The 14,983-nt window shown below is 68.6% G+C and carries 10 protein-coding genes; 6 read left to right on the top strand and 4 right to left on the bottom strand.

What is annotated here, in order from left to right; genetic code table 11:
- Window positions 1-16: 16 nt before the first annotated feature.
- The 3 genes from ACAM52_RS29265 to nirB are packed head-to-tail and all read right to left on the bottom strand — an operon-like array spanning window position 17 to window position 3,767.
- A complete protein-coding gene (locus tag ACAM52_RS29265) occupies window positions 17-829 on the bottom strand; it encodes a formate/nitrite transporter family protein (RefSeq protein ID WP_369645300.1) in 813 nt (270 codons plus the stop codon).
- A gap of 50 nt (window positions 830-879) precedes the next feature.
- Window positions 880-1,221, bottom strand: coding sequence for a nitrite reductase small subunit NirD (gene nirD, locus ACAM52_RS29260; RefSeq protein ID WP_070062899.1), 342 nt, complete (start codon window positions 1,219-1,221; stop codon window positions 880-882).
- A gap of 26 nt (window positions 1,222-1,247) precedes the next feature.
- Window positions 1,248-3,767, bottom strand: coding sequence for a nitrite reductase large subunit NirB (gene nirB / locus ACAM52_RS29255; RefSeq protein WP_369645299.1), 2,520 nt, complete (start codon window positions 3,765-3,767; stop codon window positions 1,248-1,250).
- Window positions 3,768-4,215: 448 nt separating this feature from the next.
- Here nirB and ACAM52_RS29250 point away from each other — a divergent pair, with 448 nt between their 5' ends.
- The 5 genes from ACAM52_RS29250 to ACAM52_RS29230 all read left to right on the top strand — a co-directional run bounded on the left by ACAM52_RS29250 (window position 4,216) and on the right by ACAM52_RS29230 (window position 7,834).
- A complete protein-coding gene (locus ACAM52_RS29250; RefSeq protein ID WP_062477348.1) occupies window positions 4,216-4,704 on the top strand; it encodes a YbaK/EbsC family protein in 489 nt (162 codons plus the stop codon).
- Window positions 4,701-4,970: a DUF1289 domain-containing protein gene (locus tag ACAM52_RS29245; RefSeq protein ID WP_082818188.1), complete on the top strand. Its 270-nt coding sequence runs from the start codon at window positions 4,701-4,703 to the stop codon at window positions 4,968-4,970. The genes ACAM52_RS29250 and ACAM52_RS29245 overlap by 4 nt, the downstream gene beginning before the upstream one ends.
- Window positions 4,967-5,605: a 2-hydroxychromene-2-carboxylate isomerase gene (locus ACAM52_RS29240; protein ID WP_369645298.1), complete on the top strand. Its 639-nt coding sequence runs from the start codon at window positions 4,967-4,969 to the stop codon at window positions 5,603-5,605. The genes ACAM52_RS29245 and ACAM52_RS29240 overlap by 4 nt, the downstream gene beginning before the upstream one ends.
- Window positions 5,606-5,819: 214 nt before the next feature.
- Complete coding sequence (locus ACAM52_RS29235) at window positions 5,820-7,514, top strand: MFS transporter (protein ID WP_369645297.1); 1,695 nt, start codon at window positions 5,820-5,822, stop codon at window positions 7,512-7,514.
- A gap of 131 nt (window positions 7,515-7,645) precedes the next feature.
- Window positions 7,646-7,834 carry a hypothetical protein gene (locus ACAM52_RS29230; protein WP_056577413.1) on the top strand — a complete coding sequence of 63 codons (189 nt, stop codon included), beginning with the start codon at window positions 7,646-7,648 and terminating at the stop codon, window positions 7,832-7,834.
- Between the two features lie 16 nt (window positions 7,835-7,850).
- On the opposite strand, the gene ACAM52_RS29225 is transcribed toward ACAM52_RS29230, so the two are convergent.
- Window positions 7,851-8,981 (bottom strand): ABC transporter substrate-binding protein, encoded by a 1,131-nt coding sequence (locus ACAM52_RS29225; protein ID WP_139701371.1) that lies wholly within the window; start codon window positions 8,979-8,981, stop codon window positions 7,851-7,853.
- A 185-nt stretch (window positions 8,982-9,166) separates the two neighbouring features.
- On the opposite strand from ACAM52_RS29225, the gene uvrA reads away from it, so the two are divergent.
- Complete coding sequence (uvrA, locus tag ACAM52_RS29220; RefSeq protein WP_369645296.1) at window positions 9,167-14,917, top strand: excinuclease ABC subunit UvrA; 5,751 nt, start codon at window positions 9,167-9,169, stop codon at window positions 14,915-14,917.
- Window positions 14,918-14,983 lie beyond the last annotated feature (66 nt).

Below are 14,983 nucleotides of genomic sequence, written 5' to 3'. Positions count from 1 at the left end.
CGAACGATGCGGTGGCTCAGCCGGCGACGCGCTTGGCCGCCGTCTTGTAGTGCGTGGCGTACAGCGTGAGGCCCACGAAGGTCAGGCCGCCGACGAGGTTGCCGATCACCGTGGGCAGTTCGTTCCAGATCAGGTAGTCCATGAAGGTGAACTTGCCGCCCAGCATCAGGCCGGCGGGGAACAGGAACATGTTGACGATGGAGTGCTCGAAGCCCATGTAGAAGAAGACCATCACGGGCATCCACATGCCGATGGCCTTGCCCGACACGGTGGTCGACATCATGGCCGCGACCACGCCGGTCGAGACCATCCAGTTGCACATCACGCCGCGAATGAACAGCGTGAGCATGCCGGCCGCGCCGTGCGCCGCATAGCCGACGGTGCGGCCTTCGCCGATGTGGCCGAGCTTCTCGCCGATGGCGTTGGGCGCCTCGCTGAAGCCGAAGGTGAAGATGATCGCCATGAACACCGCCACCGTCAGCGCGCCCGCGAAGTTGCCGACGAACACCAGGCTCCAGTTGCGCATCACGCCGGCCCAGGTGGCGCCGGGGCGCTTGTCGAGCACGGCCAGCGGCGCCAGCGTGAACACGCCCGTGAGCAGGTCGAAGCCCAGCAGGTACAGCATGATGAAGCCGACCGGGAACAGCATGGCGCCGACCAGCGCATTGCCGGTGTTCACGGTGATGCTCACGGCGAAGGCCGCGGCCAGCGCGAGGATGGCGCCGGCCATGTACGAGCGGATCAGCGTGTCGCGCGTGGACATCAGCAGCTTGGATTCACCGGCATCGACCATCTTGGTCACGAATTCGGCAGGGGCGAGGTAGGCCATTCGGGGTCCTTGGAGAGAGGCTGAAAAAATCGGAAGAGGGCGAAGCGGCGTCAGGCCAGCGCGACGAGCACGCGGCCGTCCTCGACGCGCACCGCATGCGCGCGCACCGAGTGCTCGGGCGCCTCCAGGCATTCGCCGCTGCGCAGGTCGAAGTGGTTCTTGTAGAGCGGCGAGGCCACGACGATGCGCTCGCCCAGGCTGCCGACCAGCCCGCGCGAGAGCACGCTGGCGCCGGCCTTCGGGTCGACGTTGTCGATGGCGAAGAGCGAGGGCTCCTGGCCGACGCGGAAGATCGCGACATGCACGCCGTCGACCAGCGCGCACACGCCGGTGTCGGGGAGGATGTCGCCGGCGGCGCACACGGCGGTCCAGGTCTGGGTGTCTGTGGTCATGGTGGGCTTTCTTCCTTGTCGTTGGCTCAGGCGGCGCTGGTCTCGCGGCGCTCTTCGGGGCGCGCGGGGCGGTTCTGGCCGCGCTCCTGCACGAAGACGATGTGCTCGTCGGGCTTCTCGCTGTTCACGAAGGAGCGGAAGCGCTGGCGCGTGGCGGGGTCGTTCACCGCGGTCTTCCATTCGCACTGGTAGGTGTCGACCACGTGCTGCATCTGCGCCTCGAGCTCGGCGCCCAGGCCCAGCGTGTCCTGCAGCAGCACGCCCTTGAGGTAGTCGAGGCCGCCCTCGAGGTTCTCGCGCCAGGTGCTGGTGCGCTGCAGGCGGTCGGCCGTGCGCACGTAGAACATCAGGAAGCGGTCGATCATGCGGATGAGGTCGGCCTTGCTCAGGTCGCTCGCCAGCAGCTCGGCGTGGCGCGGCTTCATGCCGCCGTTGCCGCACACATAGAGGTTCCAACCCTTGTCGGTGGCGATGATGCCGACGTCCTTGCCCTGGGCCTCGGCGCATTCGCGGGTGCAGCCCGACACGCCGAACTTGATCTTGTGCGGCGCGCGCAGGCCCTTGTAGCGGTTCTCCAGTTCCACGGCCAGGCCCACGCTGTCGTCCACGCCGTAGCGGCACCAGGTGGAGCCCACGCAGCTCTTCACCGTGCGCAGCGACTTGCCGTAGGCATGGCCCGACTCGAAGCCGGCCGCGATGAGCTCTTCCCAGATGGCCGGCAGCTGCTCGACGCGCGCACCGAACATGTCCACGCGCGCACCGCCGGTGATCTTGGTGTACAGGCCGTACTTCTTGGCGACCTGGCCCACGGCGATCAGCCCCTCGGGCGTGACCTCGCCACCGGGCATGCGCGGCACCACGGAGTAGGTGCCGTCCTTCTGGATGTTGCCCAGGAAGTAGTCGTTGCTGTCCTGCAGGCCGGCCAGGTCTTTCTTGAGCACGAACTCGTTCCAGCACGAGGCGAAGATGCTCGCGGCGGTCGGCTTGCAGATGTCGCAGCCCAGGCCCTTGCCGTGCTTCGTGAGCAGGTCGGCGAAGCTGCGGATCTCGCCCACGCGGATGAGGTGGTACAGCTCCTGGCGCGAGTAGGGGAAGTGCTCGCACAGGTGGTTGTTCACGGCCATGCCGCGCTTGGCCATTTCCATCTTCATGACCTGCGTGACCAGCGGCACGCAGCCGCCGCAGGTGGCGCCGGCCTGGGTGCAGGCCTTCATCTCGGCGGGCGTGCACACGCCCTGGCCCACGGCCTCGCAGATCCGGCCCTTGGTGACGCTGTTGCACGAGCAGATCTGCGCGCTGTCGGGCAGCGCATCGACGCCCAGGCCCGGCTTGGCCTTGCCGTCGCTCGACGGCAGGATCAGGAACTCGGGCTCGTCGGGCAGCGCGATGCCGTTGAGCGCCAGCTGCAGCAGCGTGCCGTACTCGCTGGCGTCGCCGACCAGCACCGCGCCCAAGAGCTGCTTGCCGTCTTCGCTGACGACGATCTTCTTGTAGACCTGCTTGCGCTCGTCGATGTACTGGTAGGCGCGCGACTTCGGCGTCTTGCCGTGCGCGTCGCCGATGCTGGCGACGTCGACGCCCATCAGCTTGAGCTTGGTGCTCAGGTCGGCGCCGGTGAAGGCGGCGTCGTCCTGGCCGGCGATGTGGCGGGCGGCCACGCGGGCCATGTCGTAGCCCGGCGCGACGAGGCCGAAGGTCTGTTCGTTCCACGACGCGCATTCGCCGATGGCGTAGACGTTGCGGTCGCTGGTGCGGCAGTGGCTGTCGATCGCCACGCCGCCGCGCGGTCCCACGGCCAGCAGGCTCTGGCGCGCCAGTTCGTCGCGCGGGCGGATGCCGGCGGAGAACACGATCATGTCGGTCTCCAGGTGCGTGCCGTCGGCGAACACCATGCGGTGCCGCGCGCTCGCGCCGTCGACGATCTCCACCGTGTTGCGGCCGGTGTGCACGTGCAGGCCCAGCGCCTCGATGCTGCCGCGCAATGCACGGCCGCCGCCTTCGTCGACCTGCACGGCCATGAGGCGCGGCGCGAACTCGACCACGTGCGTTTCCAGGCCCATGTCGCGCAGCGCCTTGGCGCATTCCAGCCCCAGCAGGCCGCCGCCCACCACCACGCCGCTGCGCGATCTGGCGCCGCAGGCCTTCATGGCGTCGAGGTCCTCGATGGTGCGGTAGACGAAGCAGTTCGGCCGGTCGCGACCCGGCACGGCCGGCACGAAAGGGTTGGAGCCGGTGGCCAGCACCAGCTTGTCGTAGGCGATTACCTCGCCGTCGGCGGTGGTGACGGTGTTGTTGCGCCGCTCGACGGCCACGGCCCGCGCGGCCAGACGCAGCGTGAAGCCGCTGCGCTCGAAGAAGCCGGGCTCGACCAGCGACAGGTCGTCGGCCGTCTTGCCAGAGAAATATTCGGACAGGTGCACCCGGTCGTAGGCCGGGCGCGGCTCTTCGCACAGCACGGTGACCTGTGCGTCGGGAATGCCGAGCGTGTGGAGTTGCTCGAGGAACTTGTGGCCGACCATGCCGTGGCCGATGACTGCGATCTTCATTGGGGGTCCTGCACGCAACCGGCCCTGGAAGGCGCCCCCGCAGCCGCTGTCGAACAGACAGCGTCGTTGGGGCCCCCGCGACGGAACGGATGCGAAATGGGTTGGAGCAGACGAACCGGCGGCGGGCGGCCATCGGTGCGCTTGAACCCCGCCGTCGTTAGCGGAGGCATTGCGAACCCGCCGCAGAGGCCGGTGGGTCGCCACCGTGTTCAGCAATAAGCGTGCCGCGCTCAAAAGCCCGTGTGGCGGGGCTTATCGGCCGGTGGCGCACCGAAAGCGGACCGGGGCCGGCACGCCGCGCACGGGCGTCGTGCGCCGGCGCTCTCCGCATTGGTGCGCCGGGGTTGAAGGGCGGATGGGGCGGCGGCGTCGGTGCGCGGGGCTTTTCCGTATGCTCGGGGCCTTGCAACGCAGGGCGCACGCCCCCACGAACCCCGAAGAACTTGCCATGTGCGGCTCCGAACTCCATTCCCTCCCTGAAGGTGTCCAGCGCGTCTCCCGCGTGCTGCAGGACGCCGGCCACCCCCATGCGCCCCGCATGCTCGACGACGCCTGCCGCACCGCGCAGCAGGCCGCCGACGCGCTGGGCATCTCGGTCGGGCAGATCGCCAAGAGCATCATCTTCCGCCGCAAGAGCGACGAGGCTGCGGTGCTGGTCATCACCTCGGGCGACAAGCGCGTCGACGAGAAGAAGGTCGATGCCATCGTCGGCAAGACCGGCCGCGCCGACGCCGACTTCGTGAAGGCGCGCACCGGCTTCACCATCGGCGGCGTGTCGCCGGTGGGGCACGTGACCAAGCCCGTGGTGCTGATCGACCGCGAGCTGTTCCGCTTCGAGGAGATCTGGGCCGCCGCGGGCCATCCGCACGCCGTGTTCCAGCTGCACCCGACCGATTTAGAGAAGCTCACCGGCGCGCCGGTGGCCGACGTGGTGTGAACTTCGACGAAGCGCATGCGCTCGCCGAGCGCGCAGGCACCGTGCAGCGCATGGACGGCGAGGTGCCCTCGCCGTGCTCGTCGGTGTGCCGCATGGACCGCCTGAGCGGCTTCTGCGAAGGGTGCCTGCGCACCATTCCCGAGATCGCCGGCTGGAGCAAGATGGAAGACGACAGCCGCCGCCAGGTGTGGCGCGCGATCGAACTGCGGGCCCAGGCCGGCATCTGGCGCGTGCCCGAACCCACCACAGGAGACCACGACGCATGAAGCACATCGACTTCTATCTCGATTTCATCTCGCCCTACGCGCACCTGGCGTTCGAGCAGCTGCCCGAGGCGCTCGAAGGCCTGAGCGTGAGCGTGGCCTACAAGCCGGTGCTGCTGGGCGCGCTGCTCAAGCACCACGGCCAGCTCGGGCCGGCCGAGATTCCCTCCAAGCGCAGCTGGACCTACCGCCACGTGCTGTGGCTGGGTCAGGCGCACGGCATCCCCATCGAGATGCCGGCCTCGCACCCCTACAACCCGCTGCCGCACCTGCGCCTGGCCGTGGCCACGGGCGACGACGGCAGCATCAGCCGCCTCGCGGCCGAAACCCTCTTTCGCCATGTGTGGCGCGGCGGCGAAGAGGCGGGCGACGCCACGCGGCTGGCCGCGCTCACGGCGCAGCTGCAGCCGAAGCGCGACGTGAACGGCGACGAGAACAAGGCCCTGCTCAAGCGCAACACCGACGAGGCCGTGGCGCAGGGCGTGTTCGGCGTGCCCTGCTACGTGGTCGACGGGCGCCTGTTCTGGGGCTTCGACGGCCTGGCGATGCTGCGCGCCTACCTGCAGGGCGATGCCTGGTTCGACGGTCCGCAATGGACCGGCGCCGACCAGCGGCCCTCGTTGCTGCGCAAGAGCTGAGGCTTTTTTGCTGCTTCGCAGCAAGGACTGAGGACAAACCCGCACAGGGTCCTTGTTTCTTACAAGCTGAAACGTGCGGCGCGGGTTTCACCCTAAACCGTAAGCGCCCGTTCAGTTTCGCGAAAGCCTCGGGTCAGTCGCGCCTCCAAGAATGCCTCCACGGTCCCGAATGCCGGGAACCGATGGACGCATACATACACACCAGGAGACGACGATGGCAGCCACGCTAGATTCAAGGGGAGTGCCGCATCCGGCCCCCCGGCCCATGTCCGCGGAGGAGAAGAAGGTCATCTTCGCCTCCTCGCTCGGCACCGTGTTCGAGTGGTACGACTTCTATCTGTACGGTTCGCTCGCCGCGATCATCGCGAAGCAGTTCTTCAGCGGCCTGGATGCGGGCGCGGCCTTCATCTTCGCGCTGCTGGCGTTTGCCGCCGGCTTCCTGGTGCGTCCATTCGGCGCCATCGTGTTCGGCCGCCTGGGCGACATGATCGGTCGCAAGTACACCTTCCTGGTGACCATCCTGATCATGGGCCTGTCGACCTTCATCGTCGGCCTCTTGCCCAGCTACGCGACCATCGGCGTCGCGGCGCCGGTGATCCTGATCGCGCTGCGCATGCTGCAGGGCCTGGCGCTCGGCGGCGAGTACGGCGGTGCCGCCACCTACGTGGCCGAGCACTCGCCGCACGGCAAGCGCGGTGCCTACACCTCGTGGATCCAGACCACGGCCACGCTCGGCCTGTTCCTGAGCCTGATCGTGATCCTGGGCGTGCGCACCTGGCTCGGTGAGCAGGCCTTCGGCGAGTGGGGCTGGCGCATTCCGTTCCTGGTCTCCATCCTGCTCCTGGCCATCTCGGTGTGGATCCGCCTGACGCTGTCCGAGTCGCCGGCCTTCCAGAAGATGAAGGCCGAGGGCAAGACCTCGAAGGCACCGCTCGCTGAATCGTTCGGTCAGTGGAAGAACCTGAAGATCGTGATCCTGGCGCTGATCGGCCTCACGGCCGGCCAGGCCGTGGTCTGGTACTCGGGCCAGTTCTATGCGCTGTTCTTCCTGACGCAGCAGCTCAAGGTCGATGCGACCACGGCCAACCTGATGATCGCCGCCGCGCTGCTGCTGGGCACGCCCTTCTTCGTGGTGTTCGGCACGCTGTCCGACAAGATCGGCCGCAAGCCGATCATCATGGCTGGCTGCCTGCTGGCCGTGGTCACCTACTTCCCGGTCTTCAAGATGCTGACCGAAGCCGCCAACCCCGACCTGGCCCGCGCACAAGCTACGGCCGGCGTCACCGTGACGGCCGACCCGAAGACCTGCTCGTTCCAGGGCAACCCGGTGGCCCGCGAGATCGACTTCAAGAGCTCGTGCGACATCGCCAAGCGCTACCTCGTGCAGAACTCGGTGAGCTACGAGAACGTGGCCGGCGCGCCCGGCTCCGCGGCCGTCGTGAAGATCGGCGACAAGACCGTCGAGGCGGCCACCGGCGTGGTCGCGAACTCCAAGTTCGACGAGACCAGCGTCAAGGCCATCGCCGCCTTCAAGAAGGGCGTGGCCGAAGACCTGAAGGTCGCCGGCTACCCGTCCAAGGCCGATCCCGCCAAGATCAACAAGGTGCTGACCATCGTGCTGCTGTTCTGGCTGGTGCTGCTGGTGACCATGGTCTACGGCCCGATCGCCGCGATGCTGGTCGAGATGTTCCCCACGCGCATCCGCTACACCTCGATGAGCCTGCCGTACCACATCGGCAACGGCTGGTTCGGCGGCCTGCTGCCGACCACCGCCTTCGCCATCGTGGCCTCGACTGGCAACATGTACAACGGCCTGTGGTACCCGATCATCATCGCGGGCATCACGCTGGTGATCGGCACGCTGTTCATCCGCGAGACCAAGGACGTGGACATCTACGCCAACGACTGATCGGCGGCATCTGGAGGGGGCCGCGCGGCGGCTGCCCTCCGTTCAACAAAGAGGCTTCATGCCCCGCGGCATGAGGCCTTTTTCTTGAACCCTCTTCATCCCCCGTTTCACCTTTTCAGGAGACAGTACCCATGTGGAAAATCGTTGTCGGCTTCGTCATCTTCGCCGCCATTGCCCTGTATGTGATTTCGATGGGCGGCGACAAGATCGACATGTCCGGCGAGAAGCACGGCGGCGACACGACGCACGCCCCCGCACCGGCGGCCACGCCGGCGCCTGGCGCGTCGGCACCGGCCGCCGCGGCCTCCGCCGCGAAGTAACGCAACGGGGCGCGCGTCAGCGCTTGAAGCGGCCTTCGCTGATGATCGCGAGGTCCGCGAAGTCGATGCCGCTGTGGTCCTGCGGCGAGTAGCTCACCTCGAGCCCGCCGCCCAGGTCGTAGCCCTTGAGGCTTTCGAGCGCCGCCAGCACCTTGGCGCGCGTGGGCTTGGGGCCCGCGCGGCGCAATGCCTCCACCAGCACCTTGGCCGAGGCGAAGCCTTCGAGCGCGGCCGGTGACAGCTCGCCCTGGCCCTTGGCGCGGGCGAGCGTCAGCGCCTCCTTCACCATCGGCTGGCCCATCGAGCGTTCGCTGGGGAACACCTGCGTCACGATCACGCCGCGGCTGGCGTCGCCCAGCTGCTTGATGAAGCCCGACGAGGCGTTGTTCGACAGCGTGACCACCTGCGCCGCCGAGCCCGCGGCGCGCAGCGCCTTGATGCCGTCGACCACCGCCACGCCCGAGCCGATCCACACCACCGCCTGCGCGTCGGCCTTCATGATGGCGGGCACGATGGTCTTGTAGTCGGGCTTCTCGCGGTCGGCCGGCACGGTCGCGATCGGCTGGGCCTTGCCCTTGGTGAAGCCGTTCATCGCGCCCTGCAGCGCATCGGCGCCGAACGAGTCGGTCACGTGGACCACGGCGATGCGCGTGAGGCCGATGGTCAGCAGGTGCTGCACCGCCTTCTCGGCCTCGCGCTGGTAGGTGGCGCGCACGTTGAACACGTGCTTTTGCAGCGGCTTGTGCAGCACCATCGCGCCGGTCGAGGGGCCGATGAGCGCCACCTCGTTCTTGTCCAGGTAGGGGATGATGGCCTGCGAGTGCGGCGTGCCGCGGCTCATGAAGAGCGCGAGCACCTTCTTGTCCTCGATCAGCACGCGCGCGTTATCGCCCGCGCGCTTGACGTCGAAGGCGTCGTCCATGCGGATGACCTCGATCTTCTCGCCGTGGATGCCGCCCTGGGCATTGGCTGCGTCGATCACCAGTTGTGCGCCGCCGATGGTCTCGTTCACGCTGGCGGCCACCGAACCGGTCATGCCGGCGGTCTGGCCGATCACGATCTGGGCGGAGGCGCCCATCGCGTACAGCGCCAGCAGGGCGGCCACGCCGAGCGCGTGCCGTGAACCTGCCACTTTCTTCTTCGTCATGAAAGCCTTTCGGAGCCTTCGGGAGACTCGCTGAACAATTGTGAAAACAAATGTCGCATTTGTTTCATAAAGTGTCTTAAGGCGAATCCGGACAAACCCCTGCGCGGGCGCCGCCCATGCGCCGGCGTAGGCCGAAGCGTCACGAAGCACTCCCTAGAATGTTTGCCCCACCCCCCAAGGCACTCATGACACAGGGCTCCATCCGGATTCGCGGCGCGCGCCAGCACAACCTCCAGAACCTCGACCTCGACATCCGCACCGGCGAGATGACCGTGGTCACCGGGCCCAGCGGCTCGGGCAAGTCGAGCCTCGTGTTCGACACCCTCTACGCCGAAGGCCAGCGCCGCTACGTGGAGACTTTTTCCGCCTACGCGCGCCAGTTCCTGGACCGCATGGACAAGCCCGCCGTCGACAAGGTGGAGGGCGTGCCGCCCGCCATCGCCATCGACCAGACCAACCCGGTGCGCTCCTCGCGTTCCACGGTCGGCACGATGACCGAGCTGAACGACCACCTGAAGCTGCTCTACGCGCGCGCGGCCCAGCTCTTCGACCGCGAGACCGCGCTGCCGGTGCGCCACGACTCGCCCGACAGCATCTATGCGCAGATCGCCGAGCGCGCGGCGGCCGCGGGCGACCCGCGCATCGTCATCACCTTCCCGGTCGAGCTGCCGGCCGGCACCACGGCGGACGAAGTGACGCAGTGGCTGTCGGCCAGCGGCTTCACGCGCGTGCAGGCCGAGCGCGAGGTGGCCACGCCCACCGGCCCGCGCAAGGTGCTCGACGTGGTGGCCGACCGCTTCCGCATCTCGAGCGCGGAGCGGGCGCGCGTGGTCGAGGCGATCGAGGTGGCGCTCAAGCGCGGCAGTGGGCGCGTCACCGTGCATGCGACGGGCGCCGAGGAAAACGCACCGACCGACGTCTGGAAGTTCTCCACCGGCCTGCACTGCCCCGAGAGCGACATCCGCTACACCGACCCCATCCCGTCGATGTTCTCGTTCAACTCGGCGGTGGGCGCCTGCGACACCTGCCGCGGCTTCGGCCGCGTGATCGGCGTCGACCTGGGGCTCGTGATCCCGAACGACAAGCTCACGCTGCGCGCCGGCGCCATCAAGACCATCCAGACGCCCGCGTGGAAAGAGGCGCAGGACGACCTCATGCGCCACGCCGAGGCCGCCGGCATTCCGCGCGACACGCCGTGGAACAAGCTCACCGAGGAGCAGAAGCACTGGGTGATCGAAGGCACGCCCAATTACAAGGACGGCAACTGGAACAAGCAGTGGTACGGCGTGCGCCGCTTCTTCGGCTACCTGGAGAGCAAGGCCTACAAGATGCACATCCGCGTGCTCTTGTCGAAGTACCGCAGCTACACGCCGTGCCCCGTGTGCAGCGGCGCGCGCCTGAAGCTCGACCCGCTGCTGTGGCGCATCGGCAGCAAGGACGACGCCGACGCCGTGCTGCCGCCCGAAAAGCGCTTCCTGCCCACCGGCGCGAAGTGGAGCCGCGCGCAGCTCGAAGCGCTGCCCGGCCTGTGCCTGCACGACCTGATGCTGCTGCCCATCGAGCGGCTGCGCAAGTTCTTCGACCGCGTGGAGCACCACGGCAACGGCAGCCCCGCCAGCGAAGGCGAGGCGCAGGCGCTGAAGCTGCTGTTCGAAGAGATCACCACGCGCCTGCGCTACCTGCACGACGTGGGCATCGGCTACCTCACGCTCGACCGCCAGAGCCGCACGCTCAGCGGCGGCGAGGTGCAGCGCATCAACCTCACGACGGCGCTGGGCACCTCGCTGGTGAACACGCTGTTCGTGCTCGACGAGCCCAGCATCGGCTTGCACCCGCGCGACATGAACCGCATCACCGAGGCCATGCTGCGCCTGCGCGATGCCGGCAACACGCTGGTGGTGGTCGAGCACGACCCGGCCGTGATGCTCGCGGCCGACCGCGTGATCGACATGGGCCCCGGTCCCGGCGCGCGCGGCGGGCAGATCGTGTTCGACGGCGGCACCGACCAGCTGCGCGACGCCGACACGCTCACCGGCCAGTACCTGGGCGGGCGCAAGAAGATCGGCATGGGCTTCAAGCGGCTCGTGAGCGAGAACACGCACCGGCTCATCCTCGAAGGCGTGCGCGAGCACAACCTGAAGAACATCACGGTCGACTTTCCGCTCGCGCGCCTCGTGTGCGTGACCGGCGTGAGCGGCTCGGGCAAGTCCACGCTCATCCAGGACGTGCTGGCGCCCGCGCTCATGCGCCACTTCGGCAAGGCCACCGAGACGCCGGGCGCGCACGACCGCATGCTCGGCGCCGATCACCTGGGCGACGTGGTCTTCGTCGACCAGTCGCCCATCGGCAAGACCGCGCGCTCCAACCCCGCCAGCTACGTGGGCGCGTGGGACGCCATCCGCGAAATCTTCGCCACCGCGGCGCTGTCGCGCCAGCGCGGCTACACCGCGAGCAAGTTCAGCTTCAACTCCGGCGACGGGCGCTGCCCCACCTGCGGCGGCTCGGGCTTCGAGCACGTCGAGATGCAGTTCCTGTCGGACGTGTACCTGCGCTGCCCCGACTGCGACGGCAAGCGCTACCGGCCCGAGATCCTCGAAGTGAAGATCGAGCGCAAGGGCCGCGGCTACAACGTGGCCGACATCCTGGAGCTCACCGTGGCCGAGGCCGCGGCGCTGTTCGACACCGACCGCGACGTGCTGCGCGTGCTGCAGCCCATCGTCGACGTGGGCCTGGACTACGTGAAGCTGGGCCAGCCCGTGCCCACGCTCTCGGGCGGCGAGGCGCAGCGCCTGAAGCTCGCGGGCTTCCTGGCCGAGGCCGCCAAGAGCGCGACCGCGAGCCGCCAGATGGTGGCGCGCAAGGGCACGCTGTTCCTGTTCGACGAGCCGACCACCGGCCTGCACTTCGACGACATCGCGCGGCTCATGCGCGCGCTGCGCAAGCTGCTCGACGCGGGCCATTCGCTCATCGTCATCGAGCACAACCTCGACGTGATCCGCGCCAGCGACTGGCTCATCGACCTCGGTCCCGAGGGCGGCGACGCCGGCGGCCAGGTGGTGGCCGAGGGCACGCCCGAGCAGCTGCGCGAGAACCGTGCCTCGCTCACCGGCGCGGCGCTGGCCGACTACGAACTCGCCGTCGGCCCGGGCGCCTACAAGGTGGCCGAGCGCGCCGCGCGGCGCTACATCGCCAACGCCAAGACGGCGCCCGGCGGCAACGCCATCGAGATCGTCAACGCGCGCGAGCACAACCTGAAGAACCTCAGCGTGGACATTCCGCGCGGCAAGTTCAGCGTGGTGACGGGCGTGAGCGGCTCGGGCAAGTCGACGCTCGCGTTCGACATTCTTTTCAACGAAGGCCAGCGCCGCTACCTCGAATCGCTCAACGCCTATGCGCGCAGCATCGTGCAGCCCGCGGGCCGGCCCGAGGTGGACGCGGTGTACGGCATTCCGCCGACCGTGGCCATCGAGCAGCGCCTGTCGCGCGGCGGCCGCAAGAGCACGGTGGGCACCACCACCGAGGTGTGGCACTTCCTGCGCCTGCTGTACGTGAAGCTGGGCATCCAGCACTGCGTGCACGACGGCGCGGCCGTGCAGCCGCAGACGCCCGACAGCATCGCCGCGCAGCTGATGCGCAACTTCAAGGGCCAGCACATCGGCCTGCTCGCGCCGCTGGTGAGCAACCGCAAGGGCGTGTACACCGAGCTGGCCGACTGGGCGCGCCCGCGCGGCTTCACGCACCTGCGCGTGGACGGCGACTTCCTGCCGACCACGGGCTTTCCGCGCATCGACCGCTTCAAGGAACACAGCATCGAGCTGCCCGTGGCCAGCCTCGACGTGCTGTCCTCGCAGGAGAACGAACTGCGCGCGGCGCTCACCAAGGCGCTCGAGCACGGCAAGGGCGTGGTGCATGTGCTGAGCGAACTCGACGGCCTGCGCGCCGCCATGATGGCGGGCGTGTCCGCCGTGGGCATCGGCCGCGTGCAGGTGTTCTCCACGCTGCGCGCCTGCCCGGTGTGCAGCACCAGCTACGCCGAGCTCGACCCGCGCCTGTTCAGCTACAACAGCAAGCACGGCTGGTGCCCCGACTGCGTGGGCACGGGCGTGAAGCTCAGCAAGGACCAGCGTAAGGTCTTCGACGATTCGATCCGCGACGACGACAGCAAGGGCCGCGAACAGACCTTCGCCGAGCCCGAGGTCGAAGACCTCGCCGACGTGGCGTGCCCGACCTGCGAAGGCACCCGCCTGAACGCCACCGCGCGCGCCGTGGGCTTCGGCACCGCGGCCGACGGCTCGGGCGGCATCGGCATCACGCACCTGGCGCGCATGAGCGTGACCGAGGTGCGCCAGTGGTTCGAAGGGCTGGTGCTCAACGGCCGCGAAGCCGAGATCGCGCGCGACCTCGTGCCCGAGATCAAGAGCCGCCTCGAATTCCTGGAAGAGGTGGGCCTGGGCTACCTCACGCTCGACCGTGGCGCGCCCACGCTCTCGGGCGGCGAGGCGCAGCGCATCCGCCTGGCGGCGCAGCTGGGCAGCAACCTGCAGGGCGTGTGCTACGTGCTCGACGAGCCGACCATCGGCCTGCACGCGCGCGACAACCAGATCCTGCTGAACGCACTGCACAAGCTCGGCGAGAAGGGCAACACGCTGGTGGTGGTGGAGCACGACGAAGACACCATCCGTCGCGCCGACCACATCATCGACATTGGCCCCAGCGCCGGCAAGCGCGGCGGCCGCCTCGTGGCCGAGGGCACGGTGGCCGACATCCAGAAGGCCGGCGATTCGCAGACCGGCCGCTACCTGCGCGACGCCATCAAGCACCCGCTGCAGGCGCGCCGCCTCATTCCCTCGCCCGATCCGAAGGCGGAAGACAGCGGCAACTGGCTCACCGTGCACGGCGCCGACCTGCACAACCTGCAGGACGTGACCGCCACGCTGCCGCTGCACCGCCTCGTGGTGGTCACGGGCGTCAGCGGCTCGGGCAAGTCGACGCTCGCGCGCGACGTGCTGCTGGCCAGCGTGCAGGGCATCGTGGTGCAGCGCATGACCAAGGCCGGCCGCGACGCCGATGCCGCGGGCAAGCGCCCGGCCTGGACCGGTTGCCGCGGCGTCGACGGCTACGAGGTCATCGACCGCGTGCTCGAGGTCGACCAGACGCCGATCGGCAAGACGCCGCGCAGCTGCCCCGCCACCTACATCGGTTTCTGGGACACCATCCGCAAGCTCTTCGCCGACACCCTCGAGGCCAAGGCGCGCGGCTACGGCCCGGCGCGCTTCAGCTTCAACACCGGCGAAGGCCGCTGCCCGGGCTGCGAAGGCGCGGGCGTGCGCACCATCGAGATGAGCTTCCTGCCCGACGTGAAGGTGCCCTGCGAGGTGTGCCACGGCGCGCGCTTCAACCCCGAGACGCTGGCCGTGAGCTGGCGCGGCAAGAGCATCGGCGACGTGCTGAAGATGGAGGTCGACGAGGCGGTGGAGTTCTTCGCCAGCATGCCCAACATTGCGCATCCGCTGCAGCTGCTGAAGGACGTGGGCCTGGGCTACCTCACGCTGGGGCAGCCGTCGCCCACGCTGTCGGGCGGCGAGGCGCAGCGCATCAAGCTGGTGACCGAACTGAGCAAGGTGCGCGACGACATCACCCGCCGCGGCCAGAAGGCACCGCACACGCTGTACGTGCTCGACGAGCCGACCGTGGGCCTGCACATGGCCGACGTCGAGAAGCTGATCCACGTGCTGCACCGGCTGGTGAACGGCGGCCACAGCGTGGTGGTGATCGAGCACGACCTCGACCTGATCGCCGAAGCCGACTGGATTCTCGACCTCGGGCCCGAAGGCGGCAACGCCGGCGGGCGCATCGTGGCGGCGGCGCCGCCGGAGGAGATGGTGCGATTGGGTACGCACACTGGCGTAGCTCTAAAGGCCGTGTTGGCACGTTGACGCGCACAGGCGCACAATGGCTTGAACCCTTGGCGCAGGCGCATCCTGAATCAGCCATGGTGGAGA

Origin of the sequence: Variovorax sp. V118 (assembly GCF_041154445.1) — a bacterium.
In the GTDB taxonomy this organism is placed as follows: Bacteria; Pseudomonadota; Gammaproteobacteria; order Burkholderiales; family Burkholderiaceae_C; genus Variovorax; species Variovorax boronicumulans.
The sequence above is the reverse complement of the archived record's forward strand: the minus strand, read 5'-3'. Positions and strand labels throughout refer to the sequence as shown.

Coding starts and splice junctions, on each gene's coding strand:
- ACAM52_RS29265 (WP_369645300.1), bottom strand. CDS start 829: ATGGCCTACCTCGCCCCTGCCGAATTCGTGACCAAGATGGTCGATGCC.
- nirD (WP_070062899.1), bottom strand. CDS start 1,221: ATGACCACAGACACCCAGACCTGGACCGCCGTGTGCGCCGCCGGCGAC.
- nirB (WP_369645299.1), bottom strand. CDS start 3,767: ATGAAGATCGCAGTCATCGGCCACGGCATGGTCGGCCACAAGTTCCTC.
- ACAM52_RS29250 (WP_062477348.1), top strand. CDS start 4,216: ATGTGCGGCTCCGAACTCCATTCCCTCCCTGAAGGTGTCCAGCGCGTC.
- ACAM52_RS29240 (WP_369645298.1), top strand. CDS start 4,967: ATGAAGCACATCGACTTCTATCTCGATTTCATCTCGCCCTACGCGCAC.
- ACAM52_RS29235 (WP_369645297.1), top strand. CDS start 5,820: ATGGCAGCCACGCTAGATTCAAGGGGAGTGCCGCATCCGGCCCCCCGG.
- ACAM52_RS29230 (WP_056577413.1), top strand. CDS start 7,646: ATGTGGAAAATCGTTGTCGGCTTCGTCATCTTCGCCGCCATTGCCCTG.
- ACAM52_RS29225 (WP_139701371.1), bottom strand. CDS start 8,981: ATGACGAAGAAGAAAGTGGCAGGTTCACGGCACGCGCTCGGCGTGGCC.
- uvrA (WP_369645296.1), top strand. CDS start 9,167: ATGACACAGGGCTCCATCCGGATTCGCGGCGCGCGCCAGCACAACCTC.